This is a genomic window from Aequoribacter fuscus (assembly GCF_009910365.1).
GTDB lineage: Bacteria > Pseudomonadota > Gammaproteobacteria > Pseudomonadales > Halieaceae > Aequoribacter > Aequoribacter fuscus.
This window is the reverse complement of record NZ_CP036423.1, coordinates 1,971,991-1,988,410: the sequence shown is the minus strand read 5'-3', so window position 1 is coordinate 1,988,410 and position 16,420 is coordinate 1,971,991. Positions and strand designations below refer to the sequence as shown.

Genomic DNA, 16,420 nt, shown 5'->3' with positions numbered 1-16,420 from the left:
TAAAGCAATGCAGTTAATGCTTGTGACACTTTTTCCCGAGATGTTGACTGCCCTGACCCGGTCAGGGGTCACGAGCAGGGCCTGCGACTTAGGTCTGGTGCAGATTGGTGCGATAAATCCGCGTGATTATGCATTTAATAAGCACAAGTCGGTCGATGATCGTCCTTATGGCGGGGGTCCAGGCATGGTAATGGCGATAGAGCCTTTGCGTTTGGCTATTGACGAGGCGCGAAAGCAGGCGCCGAACGCACGAGTGGTGTATATGTCGCCACAAGGGCAACCTCTAACACAAGAGCGTGTTAAAGAGTTGGCAAGTAACGACGCGTTGATTTTTGTCGCGGGACGTTATGAAGGGATAGATGAGCGGCTGATCGCAGCGGAAGTTGACGAAGAGATCTCGATCGGAGATTACGTCTTAAGCGGTGGTGAGTTGCCGGCGATGGTAGTGATGGATGCGGTTTGTCGATGGGTCCCTGGTGTGTTGGGACACGACCAATCGGCTGAGCAAGACTCGTTTGTTAACGGGCTTCTCGATTGCGAACACTATACGCGCCCAGAAGTATACAAAGGGCAGGCTGTGCCCGACGTGTTGCTCAGTGGTAATCACGAGCGCATTCGGAAATGGCGTTTACAGCGGTCGCTGGTTAGGACATTAGAACGACGTCCTGATCTAATGGAACAACGCGAGTTAACGCGGGAAGAAAAGACGCTGTTGGACGAGTATTTGGCGCAGCAGCAAACAGATTAAGTAGATCGAGCCGGCGTGAGCGGGTTTCAAAAGGAGTAGCAACGATGAGTAACATTATTTCTCAGCTTGAAGCAGAGCAAATGAGCAAGGAAATCCCTGAGTTTAGCCCCGGTGATACCGTGGTCGTTCAGGTTCGTGTAAAAGAAGGTAACCGCGAGCGTTTGCAGGCCTTCGAAGGCGTTTGCTTGGGTATTAAAAATCGCGGCCTGAATTCTGCCTTCACTTTGCGCAAGATTTCGCATGGCGTTGGTGTTGAGCGTACCTTTCAGACGTACAGCCCCTTAGTGGAAAGCATTTCGGTCAAACGTCGTGGTGACGTTCGTCAAGCGAAGCTCTACTACTTGCGTGAACTGAGCGGTAAAGCGGCTCGTATTAAAGAAAAGCTGTCTAGCTAACCGCTTTCTCTGGGCTTCGGCTCGGGCATCTTGTGCAAAACGCTGACCTCGGTCGGCGTTTTTTGCGTTTTAGTACAACTGCTTGCTGACGTCGTGGTAGAGTTTGGGGATCTTGGTTAAACGCTCAAGTGCTATGGCGACGTCTCCTGATATCGAGCAATTCATTGACGCCTTGTGGATGGAGAGGGGGCTCTCCGATAATTCGTTGAGCGCGTATCGTACCGATCTTGCCCACTATCAGGCCTGGTTAGACAAAGCGGTCGCTGGCAGGCAGCTACGTCAAGCTGACGGAGCGGATTTGCAGCGCTATTTGGGACTTCGGTTGAAGCAGGGGCGTTCGCCTCGATCAACGGCTCGTCTGCTATCTTGTTTACGAAGTTTTTATCGCTATGCCCTGCGGCAAAACTGGTGCGTGACGGATCCAACAGCGGATGTGGAGTCGCCTAAAATGGGGCGCGCGTTACCTAAGTCACTCTCTGAGCAGGATGTTGATGCCCTGCTCAGTGCCCCAAACGTCGAAAGCCCCATTGAATTGCGCGACAAAGCGATGCTTGAGTTGTTGTATGCCTGCGGTTTGCGCGTGAGCGAACTGGTAGGGCTCACGCAGCTGAATATCAGTGTTAATCAAGGCGTTGTGCGCGTATTAGGCAAAGGTTCGAAAGAGCGATTGGTGCCGATGGGCGAGGAGGCGCTGGATTGGCTCACGCGCTATTTGCGCGAAGGGCGCCCACTGATCGTTGAAAAAAAAGCGAACGATTGGTTGTTTCCCAGTATTCGCGGGCAAGGTATGACGCGCCAAACCTTTTGGCATCGCATCAAGCTGTATGCGAAGCGGGCGGGAATTAAGGCACCTCTGTCTCCACACACTTTGCGTCACGCTTTTGCGACCCATCTTTTGAATCACGGGGCCGACTTGCGCGTCGTTCAAATGCTATTGGGTCACTCCGATCTAACGACAACGCAAATTTATACTCACGTAGCACAGCAACGCTTGCAAGATTTGCACGCAAAGCACCATCCAAGGGGTTAGAGCCATACCAACTGTGTGCGACACAGGGTACAATAACACCTTTCCGAACGTGCAATTCACAATGCCCAGAGACCTATGATGAAAAACCTTCAGAAGATCTTGATTGTCTGCCTGTTAGCCATGCTTGCGTCCCGCGTTTTTGGAGCGGACGACGATGCCGAGTCACGGTTAAAACAGACGCTTGAGGCGAGCCTAGCGGGCATGGTGGTTGAGTCTGTAAAACCCGCGGGCGTCGATGCGCTTTACGAGGTGACGTTCCTAAATGGCCCCACGATTGTGGCCCACGAGTCAGGTTCGTACTTTTTTGTCGGCGATTTGTTCTCGGTGCTTGAAAGTGGTGTCGTCAATATTACTGAGATGCGCCGCAATGGCGAGCGTGCGAAATTGATGGCAGCGGTGGAAGACAGCGATACCACCATTTTTATGCCGGAGGGTGAGGTCAAAGCCGTCATTAGCGTGTTTACCGATACGACCTGCTATTACTGCCGCAAGCTACATGCTGAGGTGCCTCGTCTAAACGAGCTAGGGGTTGAGGTGCGCTACCTAGCGTACCCACGGTATGGGCTAAATCCTGCGGACAAAAATCGTCGTGGACTGGATGAATTAGTCAGCACATGGTGCTCTGATGACCGAGCGGGTACCCTGACTGCATACAAAAACAACGAGAGTAGACCACTCAAAACCTGTGCCAGCACGCTAGTTACCGAGCAGTTTAACTTGGGTCGTGCCGTTGGCGTGAGCGGTACTCCCGCGATCGTTTTAGACTCGGGCGAGCTCATTCCAGGCTACAAGACAGCCGATCAACTCGCTGAGATTTTGGGTATTACCAAAGAGTAGCAACTGAGCGCACGCGCGCTTGCATTTTAGACCAGGCCTCCGGGCCCCTTTATTTTTGGAATCACTGTGAACGACCATTTTGCACGAATCGACCGTCTCCCTCCTTACGTCTTCAACATTACAGGGCAGCTCAAGCAGGAAGCCCGCGCGCGGGGCGAAGACATCATTGACTTTGGTATGGGTAACCCCGATCAACCTACGCCACAGCACATTGTCGATAAGTTGGTCGAGACTGCTCAGCGTGGCGACACACATCGCTATTCGCAGTCTAAGGGAATTCCTCGGTTACGTCGGGCCATTACCACGTGGTATAAGAATCGCTACGACGTTGATTTAGATCCAGAAACAGAGGCCATTGTCACGCTGGGGTCAAAAGAAGGTCTGGCGCACTTGGCTTTGGCCACCACTGGGCCTGGTGATGCCATTTTGGTGCCCAATCCGAGCTATCCGATCCACCCTTACGGTTTTGTGATTTCCGGGGCCGATATTCGCCACGTCCCGATGGGCGACGAGCACCAGTTTTTTGAAGAATTAGAAAACTCGATCAAAAATTCCTGGCCACGTCCTAAGATGTTGGTGCTGAGTTTCCCGTCGAACCCAACGACGCAGTGTGTGCAGTTGGAGTTTTTTGAGCGTGTCATCGCCATTGCGAAAGAATATGGCATATGGGTGGTTCAAGATTTAGCCTACGCTGATCTTTGCTTTGATGGGTACGTCGCGCCATCGATCATGCAGGTCGAGGGCGCGAAAGATATCGCGGTTGAATTCTTTACGATGTCGAAAAGTTACAATATGCCTGGCTGGCGGGTCGGCTTTTGCGTGGGTAATCCCACCTTGGTTGGCGCTTTGGCTAAAGTAAAAAGTTACCTTGATTACGGCATGTTCACACCTATACAGGTTGCCGCAATTGCCGCCTTAGAGGGCGATCAATCTTGTGTCAGCGATATTGTGGCTTTGTACAAAAGCCGCCGCGATGTGCTTTGCAGTGGCCTGAACAATGCAGGCTGGCCGGTCGTACCCCCGAAAGCGACGATGTTTGTCTGGGCTCAGATTCCCGAGGCTTATCGTGATATGGGATCACTCGAGTTCAGCAAGAAATTGTTGAAAGACGCTAAGGTTGCCGTCTCGCCAGGCATTGGGTTTGGTGAATATGGCGAGGGTTATGTCCGTTTTGGCTTGATCGAAAATGAACACAGAACTCGTCAGGCGATCCGCAACATCAAAAAAATGTTTAAAAACGACGGTTTGGTCGGTTAAGGGGAACGCAATGAAAACGATCAAACTGGGTATCTGCGGTTTGGGTACGGTGGGCAGCGGCACGGTTAACGTTCTTGCTGCCAGCGGCGAGGCCATTAACCGCAGAGCGGGTGCAACGTTGGAAATTACGCACATTGGTGCCCGCCGAGATAACGCACTTTGCAATACTGCCGGTATTAAGGTCAGTCGCGATATTTTTGACGTTGTCGACGACCCCGAGATCGATATCTTGATTGAGCTTATTGGTGGCACAACCGTTGCCAAAGAGCTTGTCGAGCGGGCGATCAAAGCGGGAAAGCACGTTGTCACTGCAAACAAGGCGCTGATTGCCGAGTTTGGTACTGAATTATTCGCTTTGGCAAGCGAACACGGTGTGGCACTGCGCTATGAGGCCGCGGTGGCCGGTGGTATTCCCATTATTAAAGCTCTGCGCGAAGGGTTGGCGGGTAACGAAATCAACTGGCTGGCCGGTATTATCAACGGCACCACCAACTTTATTTTGTCCGAGATGGGTACAGCCAAGCGCGCTTTCGAAGATGTGCTGGCAGAAGCGCAAGCTTTGGGTTATGCCGAGGCCGATCCGACCTTCGATGTCGAGGGTATCGATGCGGCGCACAAACTCGTCATTTTGGCGGCGATTGCTTTTGGAATTCCTTTGAATATCAATGGCGTATACACCGAAGGCGTGACGCGTATAACCCCTGCAGATTTAAGTTTTGCCGAGGAGTTGGGTTACCGGATTAAACACTTGGGTATTGCTAAGCTGACCGACGCAGGCGTGAATCTTCGAGTGCACCCCACCTTGATTCCTGAGGAGCAGTTGCTGTCGCGCGTGAACGGCGTTGAAAATGCCGTGCTTATTGATGGCTCTGCCGTCGGACCAACGCTTTACTGTGGTGCAGGTGCAGGGGCCGCTCCGACAGCGTCAGCCGTGGTTGCAGATATCGTGGATATTGCGCGAGAGCTGGCCGCTGATCAGTTGCCGCAAATTCCCGCCTTGGGTGTAGACGCTGACTCGATCACGGAGATCGACAGCGTGCCTATGGCTCAAGTGGTCACGCCCTGGTACTTGCGTTTGAATGTTCAAGACAAGCCCGGAGTCATGTCTAAGGTATCGAGTATCCTGAGCGAGCGAGGCATCAGCATTGAGGCTCTAATCCAAAAACCGCCCACTAAAGGTCAGCAAAGCGTGTCTTTAGTGGTATTAACGAACCCAGCAGAGCAGGCGCAGTTACTGGGCGCAGTCGCTGAAATTGAAGCGCTAGAAACAACACTTTCAGACGTAATGCGGATTCGCGTTGAAACGCTGAAAGGTTAGTGAGAAAGAGGAAGTCATGAAATACATCAGTACCCGCGGTAAAGCGCCAGCGTTAAATTTTGAAGATGTTTTGCTCACCGGATTAGCATCAGACGGCGGTTTGTATGTTCCCGACCAGCTACCGAGCTTTAGTCAAGAACAAATTCGCTCATGGCGCTCGTTAAGCTACGCCGAGCTCGCAGCCGAAATTGTATATCCCTTTGTTGAGGATACGTTTTCTCGGGAAGAATTAGACACGATTTTGGCCGATACGTACGCGGTATTTCGGCACGATGCGATTGCACCGATGGTGCAAATTGCTCCCAATCAATGGGTGCTAGAGCTGTTTCATGGGCCAACCCTGGCGTTTAAAGACTTTGCACTGCAATTGCTCGGGCGCTTGCTTGATGAGGTCCTCAAGCGCCGTGATGAGCGCATTATGATCATGGGCGCGACCTCAGGTGATACGGGGTCGGCTGCAATCGAGGGCTGCAAACGTTGTAGTAATATCGACATTTTTATTCTGCACCCGTATCAGCGCGTGTCGGATGTCCAGCGCAAGCAAATGACGACCGTTGTGGGTGAGAATATTCACAACTTGGCCGTTCGCGGCAATTTTGACGATTGCCAAGCGCTGGTGAAAGCGACATTCGGTGATCGCTCTGGTCTGCCAGCAGATCGCGGTCTAGTCGCGGTGAATTCAATTAACTGGGCCCGCATTATGGCTCAAATTGTCTACTATTTTTATGCTGCTTTGAGCGTCGGTGGTCCCGATCGCGCGGTCAGTTTTTCGGTGCCCACGGGAAATTTTGGTGATATTTTTGCCGGTTATCTCGCTAAACAAATGGGACTGCCGGTAGAGCAGTTGGTGATTGCCACGAATAAAAACGACGTGCTGCACAAAATGATGACCACCGGTGTCTACGACAAGATGTCACTAGAGGCTTCCCTATCCCCGAGTATGGACATCACGGTATCGAGTAACTTTGAGCGCTTATTGTTTGATGTCTACGATCGTGACGGCGCGGCCATTGCAGATTTATTTGAACAGTTCAAAACTGAACCGATTCATTTTTCTGAGACGGCGATGGCACGTACTCGAGCCTTGTTCGCGAGTCATCGCGTTAGCGACGATGAAACCTGCGCTGAGGTTGCGCGTTTGTGGCACGACTGCCAATACTTGGCTGACCCGCATTCAGCCATCGGTGTGGCGGCAGCACGTCTTTACGGAAAGCCCGAAACTCCTATGATCACCTTGGCGACGGCTCACGCGGCGAAGTTCCCCAGCGCGATTGCTCAAGCCGGATTAGATTTTGCGCCACCGTTGCCCGAGCATTTGGCGGATTTATTCGAGCGCGAAGAGCGTTTTGACGTGATCGATAACGACCTTGCTACCGTGCAGGCCTATATGTCTGCCCACGTGGCCAGCTAAATGGATTGGTCGGCTACCCTGATCGGCGGTTTTGATTCGCCTTTGATGGTGAAAGATTGGGTAGCGATCACCATATTTTTTGGTACTTGGTTTGCTTACGCGCGTATTGCTAAGTTTCGCGCTAAGCGGGAGCACACGCTTTCCAGTATTATGCGCAAGCATCGAGAGCATTGGATGCGCCAGGTGATGCTGCGTGAGCAGCGTGTCAGCGATGCGACAATCTTGGGCAATCTAGAGCGGGTGGTGACTTTTTTTGCCTCAACGACGATTCTGCTGCTGGCCGGTACCTTAACGGCCATGATGTCGGCAGATGGTCTGGTGGAGGTGATTAACTCAGCGCATCTGGCGGATTCAGCGTCCGCGGAGTCTGTTCGGGCTAAGCTCTTCTTTTTGGCGCTGATTTTCGTGTACGCTTTTTTTAAGTTCACCTGGGCCGTTCGGCAGTACATTATGTGCGCTATTTTGTTGGGCGGGGCGCCTATTCATCATGGAGAGCCGATCGAGCTGCCCTTGAGTGACGAGTTCGAAGCTTTCGCCCTGCGAGCGGCCAAGATGTCCGATCTGGCAAATCACGATTTTAATCACGGGTTGCGCGCTTACTATTTTGCGTTAGCCTTACTGGGGTGGTTGATCAACGTCTGGGTTTTGCTCGGGGCCAGTTCTTTGGTTCTATTCACTCTCGCGCAGCGCGAGTTTGCGTCAAAAGCGGTTCAGGTCCTGCGCGATCAGTAATTGAGTTCCTGCACCCAATTCGTCAGACTCAATCGACAAACGGAGGCTTTAGTTATGCGCACGATTTTCCTGTTGGTGGCATTCATATTATCTGCTAATGCAGTCGCTCAAGAGCTGGGCTCGGGCGGGCGCCCTGTGGGGCCAGAGTATTCTCGCAGTCCCGTGTACGGCAAGAATGGTATGGCAGCGACCGCACAACCGCTGGCTTCTCAAGTAGCGCTAGATATCCTGAAAGAGGGTGGTAGTGCAGTTGATGCGGCCATTGCCGCAAATGCCGCGTTGGGTTTGATGGAGCCCACAGGTAACGGAATCGGCGGTGATTTATTTGCAATTATTTGGGATCCAAAAACGCAAACACTTTACGGCTACAACGGGTCTGGGCGTTCCCCAATGGGACGAGATCTGCAGGAATTGAAAGACGCAATAGCGCGGCTAAAGCAAGAGCAGCGTTTGCCAGAAAACTATGAGGGAATTCCCTCACACGGATCTTTGTCGGTTACGGTGCCCGGGACGGTCGATGGTTGGTTTGCAATGCATGAACGTTTTGGAAAACTCCCGATGTCTGAGGTGCTAGCACCTGCTATCGATTACGCCCGCGATGGTTTTCCTGTCTCGCCAGTGATCGCTTATTACTTTGAGCGAAATTTAGCGCGTTTTAAGCAGGTGGCGCCAATGATAGAAGAGCTCGATAATGCCATGACGACCTATTTTGCCGACGATAAGGCGCCATTGGTGGGCGAGGTGTTTCGCAACCCGGATCTGGCTGACACGCTTGCCTTACTTGCACAAGAAGGGCGTAGCGCTTTTTACTCCGGCAAGATTGCACAAACCATCGACACGTATATGCAACGCATTGGCGGGGACTTGCGACTGGCCGATCTTGAGGCGCATCGCGGCGAGTGGGTAACGCCGCTGGGTGTCGATTATAAGGGCCATACGTTGTATGAGCTTCCCCCCAACGGACAGGGACTCGCGGCTTTGATGATGCTGTCGATCTTGAAGAACGTCGATTTCACGCAGTGGGAACGAGGCTCTCCTGAGGTGATACATTACATGGTCGAAGCAAAACGCTTGGCTTTTGCGGACATGGCTGCCAGTTTTGCTGATCCGGATTTTGCTGAAATGCCCCTCCACCAGCTCATTTCAGACGAATACGGTAAACAGCAGTTTCAGCGTATTGATCCCAAGCAAGCCGCCAATGATTACGGCCCAAGCGAAGTGTTGCTCGAAGGTGAGGGCGATACGACGTATCTGACGGTCGCCGATGCCTCGGGCATGATGGTCTCTCTGATTCAGTCAAATTACCGCGGTATGGGTTCTGGGCTTGTACCTGATGGCCTGGGTTTTATGCTGCAAGATCGAGGTGAACTGTTTGCTTTGACCGAAGGGCACCCGAATGTATACGCGTCCGGCAAACGCCCTTTTCATACCATTATTCCAGCGTTCTTGATGCAGGGTGATAGACCTGTCATGAGTTTTGGTCTGATGGGAGGCGGCATGCAACCTCAGGGTCATGTGCAGGTTCTGATCAATTGGTTGGTGTATGGCATAGATATTCAGGCGGCAGGAGATGCCGCGCGATTTTTACACGACGGCGGTGCGTCACCCACGGATACGACCTACGAGGGCTATGGGGTGCTTTATGTTGAGCCGGGTGTAGCACAAAGCACGGTAGAGCGTTTGCGCGCGATGGGGCATAGGGTGGAATACAATGATGCTGGCGCTATGTTTGGTGGTTACCAGGCAATTTATCGAGACCCCGAGACCGGGGTATATTCCGGTGCGACCGAGATGCGAAAAGATGGGACAGTAACGGCGTACTGAGTGAGTATTTGTGTCTAAACCACTTATCCAACGACGGCTAGATCCCTTAGGTGCGGGCTCGGATCTGCACGAGCGAGCCCTGTTCGCTCGGATTCTCGCAAGCCGTGGCGTGTGCTCTTCTGATGAGTTGGATTTAGGCTTTGGCGGTCTGCTCCCGCCTTCTGGCCTGTTAGGAGCCCGTGATGCCGCCGCGCTTATAGCTTCGGCGATGTCGAGAAACCAACGGATTTTGGTGGTCGGTGACTTCGATGCTGACGGTGCCACCAGCGTTACCCTATTTGTGAGTTGCATGAGGGCCTTTGGCTATGAGGTGCAATATCTGGTTCCCAACCGCTTTGACTATGGCTACGGACTCACGCCAGAAATCGTTGAAGTGGCGACACAGTATGCGCCTGATCTGATTGTGACTGTCGATAATGGTATCGCGAGTCATGCGGGTATCGACTTAGCGAAAGCCAAAGGGTGGCAAGTGCTGGTGACTGATCATCATCTGCCGGCAGAGACACTGCCTAATGCCGATGTGATTGTAAATCCGAATCAACCTGATTGTGCCTTTCAAAGTAAGGCGCTTGCCGGCGTGGGTGTTATTTTTTACGTCTTGCTGGCGTTGCGCGCATTTTTGCGGGACCAGGGCTGGTTCGAGGCTAAAGGTATCGTAGAGCCCAATTTGGCCGAGTTTCTGGATTTGGTGGCCTTAGGTTCGGTGGCGGATGTCGTACCACTGGATCGCAACAATCGAATTTTGGTCGAACAGGGCTTGCGTCGCATGCGTTCAGGAATCATGCGGCCGGGTATTCAGGCCTTGCTAGAAGTCGCCAACAAGTCGTGGCGGACGCTCGTCGCGCAAGACCTAGGCTTTGCTTTGGGGCCTCGCATAAATGCCGCAGGGCGTTTAGATGACATTTCTGTGGGTATTCGCTGCTTGCTATCTCGTGATTTGTTTGAAGCCCGTGAGCTTGCAAATCGTTTGGACGAGTTCAATCGAGAGCGGCGTTTGATCGAGCAAACCATGAAAGCTGACGCCCAGGTATTGCTTGCACAGCTGCCGGCCTTCGAAGCGGGCAAATTACCCGCAGCCATTACCTTATACGATGCCTCGTGGCACCAGGGCGTGGTCGGTATCTTAGCCTCTCGTATCAAAGAACAATATCATCGCCCGGTGATTGTGTTTGCCAATGACGGTGAGCAGTATTTAAAAGGGTCCGCTCGATCGATTGAAGGAGTGCACATCCGCGATGTGTTGGATTCGATTGCCACCATGAATCCAGGTCTCATTTCAAAGTTTGGTGGGCATGCGATGGCGGCAGGTCTTACGATACCTGCTTCCGCGTTAGAGGCTTTTGGTCAGGCCTTGGATAACTTCCTTGAAGACAATACACCTCCTGAACTGTTTTACCCCGTTAAGCTCAGCGATGGTGCCTTGAGTGAGTCCGAATTTTCTTTGAGCGTAGCGCAAGAACTCAGAGTCCTGCAGCCTTGGGGCCAGCAGTTTCCAGAGCCTCTGTTCGATAATGAGTTTCGAATTGTCGAGCTTCGAATTCTATCGGGTCAGCACGCAAAAATGCGTCTGGAATTGGCATCGTCAAACGCAATGCTCGATGCCATTGCCTTTAATGTCGATGTTGATTTTTATCAGGCGAACCTTGGACAGACGCTGCGGTTTTTGTATCGCTTAGACGTCAACGAATTTCGAGGCTTAGAATCTCTGCAATTAATAATAGAATATGCAGAAAGGCCGCTTGAACATTCACTCTGAGGTCAGGCTAGGGTAGACTAGCGCCCCTTGAATTTAGCGCACAGGCCTCGGTATGGAAACCAACCCTCTGTACAATCAACTCGAAGATATTCGCGCGCGCACAGACGTGCTCAGGGGGTATCTTTGACTTTGATGAGCGTAAAGAGCGTTTAACCGAAGTTGAACTGGAGTTGGGTGAGTCCAATGTGTGGGATGACCCCGAACGCGCCCAGGCCCTGGGTAAAGAGCGGGCCGCACTGGAAGCCATCGTTGTGTCCATCGAGACTCTCACCGAGGGCGCGAATGACACTGCCGATTTGCTGGATCTGGTCGTGGCAGAAAACGATGTCGATTCGTTAGAGGATATTAAATCCGAAATTCAGAAGTTACTGGCGATATTAGATGAGCTGGAGTTTCGCCGCATGTTCTCGGGCGAGGTTGACGAGAACAACGCTTATCTCGATATTCAATCGGGGTCTGGTGGCACCGAAGCGCAAGATTGGGCTGAAATGCTGCTGCGGATGTACTTGCGCTGGGGCGAGGCGAAGGGCTTTAAAACCGAGCTGATTGAATGTTCGGCGGGTGAAGTCGCTGGCATTAAAAGCGCGACCATCAAATTTGATGGGGACTACGCCTTTGGCTGGTTGCGCACCGAAACGGGTGTGCATCGCCTCGTACGAAAATCACCCTTCGATTCGGGAAACCGTCGGCACACATCCTTTGCTTCGGTCTTTGTCTCGCCCGAGATTGACGACAATATCGAAATTGAAATTAACCCAGCCGATCTGCGCGTGGATACCTATCGTGCCTCGGGTGCGGGTGGTCAGCACGTGAACAAAACGGACTCAGCCGTGCGTTTGACGCACTTGCCCACAGGGGTGGTAGTGCAATGTCAGACCGAGCGCTCTCAGCACCAGAACCGTGACAATGCGATGAAATTGCTGCGTGGTAAACTGTACGAACTCGAAATGTTAAAACGCAGTGAGAAACAGCAAGCGTTAGAAGACTCCAAAGCCGACATCGGGTGGGGTAGCCAAATTCGCTCGTATGTTCTTGATCAATCTCGCATCAAAGACCTGCGAACGGGGGTAGAAACCTCAAATACCCAAGCGGTATTAGATGGTGCAATTGATATGTTTATTCAAGCCTCTTTGAAGAGTGGCTTAAGCTAAGGAAATATTATGTCTGAACAGGTGAAACCCCAAGATGAGAACAAGCTTATTGCCGAGCGCCGCCAAAAGTTGGCGAGTCTGCGTGAGCAGGGCGTAGCCTTTCCGAACGATTTCCGACGTACGGCCTACGCCGGTGATTTGCAGACCCGGTTTGGTTCAGAGAGCAAAGAAGCGCTGGAGCAAGCAGATCAGCAGTTTGCTGTTGTGGGTCGTTTAATTCGTAATCGCGGCGCCTTTTTGCTGATTCAAGAAGAGAGTGGGCAAATTCAGCTTTACATCAATCGTCAGGCCTTGAGTGAGGAAACGCTTGCTCAGATTAAAACTTGGGACTTGGGCGATATTGTCGCCGCTAAGGGCCCTTTGCATAAATCGGGCAAGGGCGATTTGTACATCAATATGGAAGAGGCGCGGCTGCTGACCAAATCACTGCGTCCACTACCCGACAAATACCACGGTTTAGCAGACCAAGAGCTGCGTTATCGACAGCGCTATGTCGACTTGATCGTTAATGACGACGTCCGTGCTCGCTTTAAATTGCGTTCAAAAATTGTGGCCTATATTCGCGATTTCATGGAAGCGCGCGGTTTTATGGAAGTCGAAACTCCCATGATGCAGGTGATTCCCGGTGGTGCAACTGCCAAGCCCTTTGTGACGCATCACAATGCGCTGGATTTAGACATGTATCTTCGCATCGCCCCTGAGCTGTACTTGAAGCGTCTAACCGTGGGTGGGTTTGAAAGAGTCTTCGAGATCAACCGCAACTTCCGTAACGAAGGTTTGAGCACACGACATAACCCAGAGTTTACGATGTTAGAGTACTACTGGGCTTACGCTGACTACCGCGATGCCATGCTGCTCACTGAGCAAATGTTGCAGGGTTTGGTAGGCGATGTGCTGGGGGCCACCACCATCGACTATCAGGGGCACACCCTAGATTTTTCTGGGGAGTTTGACCGCTTTACGGTGTTCGATTCGATTTTGGCTCACAACCCGACTCTCAGTGCAGAGCAGTTAGCTGACATGGCTCAAGCGTGTGCTTTTGCAGAAAGCTTAGGCATCGATGTCAAGCCGACATGGGGACTTGGTAAAGTACAAATCGAGATTTTCGAAAAAACGGTAGAACATCGACTGATTCAGCCTACCTTTATCACGGCTTATCCTACCGAGGTGTCGCCTTTGGCTCGCCGCAGCGACAGCGATCCGTTTGTGACCGACCGATTCGAGTTTTTTGTCGCCGGGCGAGAACTTGCCAATGGTTTCTCTGAACTGAACGACGCCGAAGATCAAGCCGAGCGCTTCAAAGCCCAAGTCGCCGAGAAGGATGCCGGTGATGAGGAAGCCATGCACTTCGATGCAGACTATATTCGAGCACTAGAATACGGCATGCCGCCAACGGCGGGAGAGGGGATCGGAATCGATCGCTTAGTCATGTTGCTTACTGATAGTCCATCAATTCGCGATGTGCTGCTGTTCCCTCACATGCGTCCTGAGTAATTTGGTAAAGCGGTAAAGTCGGTGTAGACTCGTGGCACAAACCACTGGAGCAGTGTATTGAGATTAATCAGTATCGGCATAGGATGTGTTCTACTTTCGGCCTGTGCCGCGACGCCGCCAAAATCTGACACGCCCGAGCCGCAGCCAGAGATTGTGCTGAATTTGCCGGCAGCATCCACTTGCGCATGTGACCCAGGTGGCGCAGACGATGACCCAGGGGTCACGTTTCTCGAAAAAGGCATCGATGCCCTGACTCTCGGCGACCACATAAGTGCAGTGCAATATTTTCAGCGACATCAGCGCATAGAGCGCACCGAGGCAGCGGCCTGGGAAACGGCTGTTGCCATAGCGTTTATCAGCACCTTACCCAGTAGCCCGTTTTTTGAGCCCCAGTCCAGTAGGGCGAGTTTTGAGCGTTTGAGTAAGCAGTATCGTGCGGACATGCAGGTTCACTCCGGTGTGCTGCTGATGCGTGATTCTCTTGAAATGTTCGTCAGTATGCTGGATCACGCAGATGATTTGCGACGGCAAGCGGATGGTCTGCAGGACGATCTAGATAAGCGCGAAAAGGCGCTTAAGCGTCTTCGGGATCTAACTCTAGGTTCACGGGAAGAGTCACAATAAACGAGCTGCCCACATTGGGTGTGCTTGAGGCTGTGATGTCACCCCCTAGCATGTGGGCAAATTCTTGACACAGAGACAGACCTAATCCTGTCCCGCCATAGCGGCTGCTCGTGCTCCGCTCAGCTTGCTCAAAGGCTTCAAATATTCGCCCAAGCTGTTGATCCGTCATGCCAATACCGGTGTCCCGTACTTCGATCCAAATTTGCTCTTGGGAATCGGTAATGCCGGCTCTAATGGTGATTGATCCGGCTTCCGTGAATTTGTTGGCGTTGCTCAACAAATTAGTCACGATTTGGCGGAACTTGGTGGCGTCGGTGTGAATGCAGGGTAGTGGGCCTTGAATATCCCAACACATCTCGTTGCCCTGAGTATTCAGTAGCGGCGCCATCGAGTCGGCTACCGTGTGCAAGGTTGCTATGGGGTCGAAGCTCTCGGGATGGATAGTCATCTTACCCGTTTCGATCTTGGCTAAATCAAGAACATCGTTAATCAGCGTCAGCAATTGGCGCCCGGAAAAAACGATTTTAGTGAGATCCTCTTGCAGTTGGTCTTTGTTTATCGCCTCACCGTCGTTGACCTCTTCCTGAATCATCTCGCTGTAGCCGATAATGGCGTTCAGAGGCGTCCTTAATTCGTGCGAGACGTTGGCTAAAAACGTGCTTTTGGCGGCGTTGGCGGAATCGGCCTGTTCTTTGGCCATTTGGACTTCGCCGATGGCGTTGGCTAACTTTTCCGACATGTCATTGAAGGCACGGCCCAAATCGGCAAGTTCGCCGGATTGATCTGCCGTTTGAATGCGAAAGCTCAAGTCGCCCGCACCGATCAGCTCGGTCCCTTTTTGGAGCCGCTTGAACGAGCGGTTGGTATAGCGAACCAGAATAAATCCAAGCAAAAATGTGAGGAACAGGGTGGTTATAAAGGCCCCTACCGTGATGCGGTCGGTCAGTTTAATGGTGCTATCAATGATGCTGGCTCGCTCAACCGCGAGCTTGCTTTGCTCCTGCTTTAAAGCGTCCAGTTGTTGATTGGTCTCTAGGTAGAGCAGGGGGTTTTCGACATCTATGTTGAGTTCTTCCTCGTTGTACCCCCCGTAAAATCGAGTCCATTGCTCGAGGAGTTGATCGTTAGACCTTTTCAAATTCTGGTAGGTCTGCTCGGTATCATCCCAGCTTAGGCGGCCGAGCGACAGTACCTTACGATTGATGCTTTCGATGTTGTCCAGCGCCGCTTGTTGTTCGCTCGCGCCGAGTTTGTCGCCCGTAGTCTCTTTTAGCAGGGCTAGGACCAGAACTTGCTGTCGCTGGTCTTCCAGTAAACGCTCTATTTCATCCGATAATTGACCCGCGCGAACGGAGTCGCGATAGGCGATCATGCTCTCGTTTCTGGCCAAACTGCCCCAGAAATGTGTGCCTACGTTAACGCACAGCAACGCTAAAATGGTCAGCATGGAGACGATAAGGCGTTTGCGCAGGCTCATGGGTTGAGCAGTCCTGCGATTTTTTCAAGTAGCACAGGAAAGTCTATCGGTTTGGTTGCGTAGTCTTTACACCCAGCGTCCAGCGCCTTTTCGAGCTCTTGCTCAAGGGCGTGGGCGGTGAGCGCCAGCATGGGAATGTGAGCAAGATCGGGATCATTGGCCGCTATCTTGCACGCCTCCCAACCGCTCAGGACCGGCAGGTTGAGATCCATCAAGACCACGTCGGGCTGGTGTTGTCGCATTTGCTCGAGGGCTTCTAGACCATCTTCTGCGGTCACGACCTCGAAACCTTTGCGCAAGAGTCGTCGCGTTAACATGTCGCGATTCAGTTCGTTGTCTTCGACTAAAAGTAACTTCGTGCTCATT

At 52.2% G+C, this 16,420-nt stretch carries 15 protein-coding genes; 13 read left to right on the top strand and 2 right to left on the bottom strand.

Translation table 11 applies throughout. The features are described from left to right. The first annotated feature begins 7 nt into the window (after window positions 1–7). The 13 genes from trmD to EYZ66_RS08845 all read left to right on the top strand — a co-directional run bounded on the left by trmD (window position 8) and on the right by EYZ66_RS08845 (window position 14,577). Window positions 8–748, top strand: coding sequence for a tRNA (guanosine(37)-N1)-methyltransferase TrmD (gene trmD, locus EYZ66_RS08905; protein ID WP_009574812.1), 741 nt, complete (start codon window positions 8–10; stop codon window positions 746–748). A gap of 44 nt (window positions 749–792) precedes the next feature. Then, entirely contained in the window at window positions 793–1,143 is a 351-nt protein-coding gene (rplS, locus tag EYZ66_RS08900) for a 50S ribosomal protein L19 (protein ID WP_009574810.1), read from the top strand. 133 nt (window positions 1,144–1,276) lie between these two features. Then, window positions 1,277–2,173: a site-specific tyrosine recombinase XerD gene (gene xerD / locus EYZ66_RS08895; protein ID WP_009574809.1), complete on the top strand. Its 897-nt coding sequence runs from the start codon at window positions 1,277–1,279 to the stop codon at window positions 2,171–2,173. Window positions 2,174–2,248: 75 nt separating this feature from the next. Then, window positions 2,249–3,010, top strand: a complete 762-nt coding sequence (locus EYZ66_RS08890) for a DsbC family protein (RefSeq protein WP_009574808.1) — start codon at window positions 2,249–2,251, stop codon at window positions 3,008–3,010. 66 nt (window positions 3,011–3,076) lie between these two features. Next, the gene (gene alaC, locus EYZ66_RS08885) at window positions 3,077–4,267 is read left to right on the top strand and encodes an alanine transaminase (protein ID WP_009574807.1); all 1,191 of its coding nucleotides are present in this window, start codon (window positions 3,077–3,079) and stop codon (window positions 4,265–4,267) included. Between the two features lie 10 nt (window positions 4,268–4,277). Then, window positions 4,278–5,585: a homoserine dehydrogenase gene (locus tag EYZ66_RS08880; protein ID WP_009574806.1), complete on the top strand. Its 1,308-nt coding sequence runs from the start codon at window positions 4,278–4,280 to the stop codon at window positions 5,583–5,585. A 16-nt stretch (window positions 5,586–5,601) separates the two neighbouring features. Continuing rightward, window positions 5,602–6,996 carry a threonine synthase gene (gene thrC, locus EYZ66_RS08875; RefSeq protein WP_009574805.1) on the top strand — a complete coding sequence of 465 codons (1,395 nt, stop codon included), beginning with the start codon at window positions 5,602–5,604 and terminating at the stop codon, window positions 6,994–6,996. Beyond that, entirely contained in the window at window positions 6,997–7,728 is a 732-nt protein-coding gene (locus EYZ66_RS08870; RefSeq protein ID WP_009574804.1) for a DUF599 domain-containing protein, read from the top strand. Window positions 7,729–7,782: 54 nt separating this feature from the next. Next, the gene (gene ggt, locus EYZ66_RS08865; RefSeq protein WP_160195649.1) at window positions 7,783–9,552 is read left to right on the top strand and encodes a gamma-glutamyltransferase; all 1,770 of its coding nucleotides are present in this window, start codon (window positions 7,783–7,785) and stop codon (window positions 9,550–9,552) included. Window positions 9,553–9,562: 10 nt separating this feature from the next. Next, window positions 9,563–11,308, top strand: a complete 1,746-nt coding sequence (gene recJ / locus EYZ66_RS08860) for a single-stranded-DNA-specific exonuclease RecJ (protein ID WP_009576531.1) — start codon at window positions 9,563–9,565, stop codon at window positions 11,306–11,308. A gap of 52 nt (window positions 11,309–11,360) precedes the next feature. Next, window positions 11,361–12,459, top strand: a protein-coding gene (prfB, locus tag EYZ66_RS08855; protein ID WP_139042607.1) for a peptide chain release factor 2 whose coding sequence is annotated in 2 segments (ribosomal slippage) — window positions 11,361–11,432 and window positions 11,434–12,459 — 1,098 coding nt in all. Because the reading frame shifts where the segments join, the coding sequence is not laid out codon by codon here. A 9-nt stretch (window positions 12,460–12,468) separates the two neighbouring features. After that, entirely contained in the window at window positions 12,469–13,953 is a 1,485-nt protein-coding gene (gene lysS / locus EYZ66_RS08850) for a lysine--tRNA ligase (protein ID WP_009576533.1), read from the top strand. A 57-nt stretch (window positions 13,954–14,010) separates the two neighbouring features. Then, a complete protein-coding gene (locus EYZ66_RS08845) occupies window positions 14,011–14,577 on the top strand; it encodes a hypothetical protein (RefSeq protein WP_040817028.1) in 567 nt (188 codons plus the stop codon). Here EYZ66_RS08845 and EYZ66_RS08840 read toward each other — a convergent pair. Both EYZ66_RS08840 and EYZ66_RS08835 read right to left on the bottom strand, forming a co-directional pair. Beyond that, window positions 14,528–16,054 carry a sensor histidine kinase gene (locus EYZ66_RS08840; RefSeq protein WP_009576536.1) on the bottom strand — a complete coding sequence of 509 codons (1,527 nt, stop codon included), beginning with the start codon at window positions 16,052–16,054 and terminating at the stop codon, window positions 14,528–14,530. The two genes, EYZ66_RS08845 and EYZ66_RS08840, sit on opposite strands and share 50 nt — an antisense overlap. Beyond that, window positions 16,051–16,419 carry a response regulator gene (locus tag EYZ66_RS08835; protein WP_009576537.1) on the bottom strand — a complete coding sequence of 123 codons (369 nt, stop codon included), beginning with the start codon at window positions 16,417–16,419 and terminating at the stop codon, window positions 16,051–16,053. Before EYZ66_RS08835 ends, EYZ66_RS08840 begins: the two co-directional genes overlap by 4 nt. Window position 16,420: the final 1 nt, after the last annotated feature.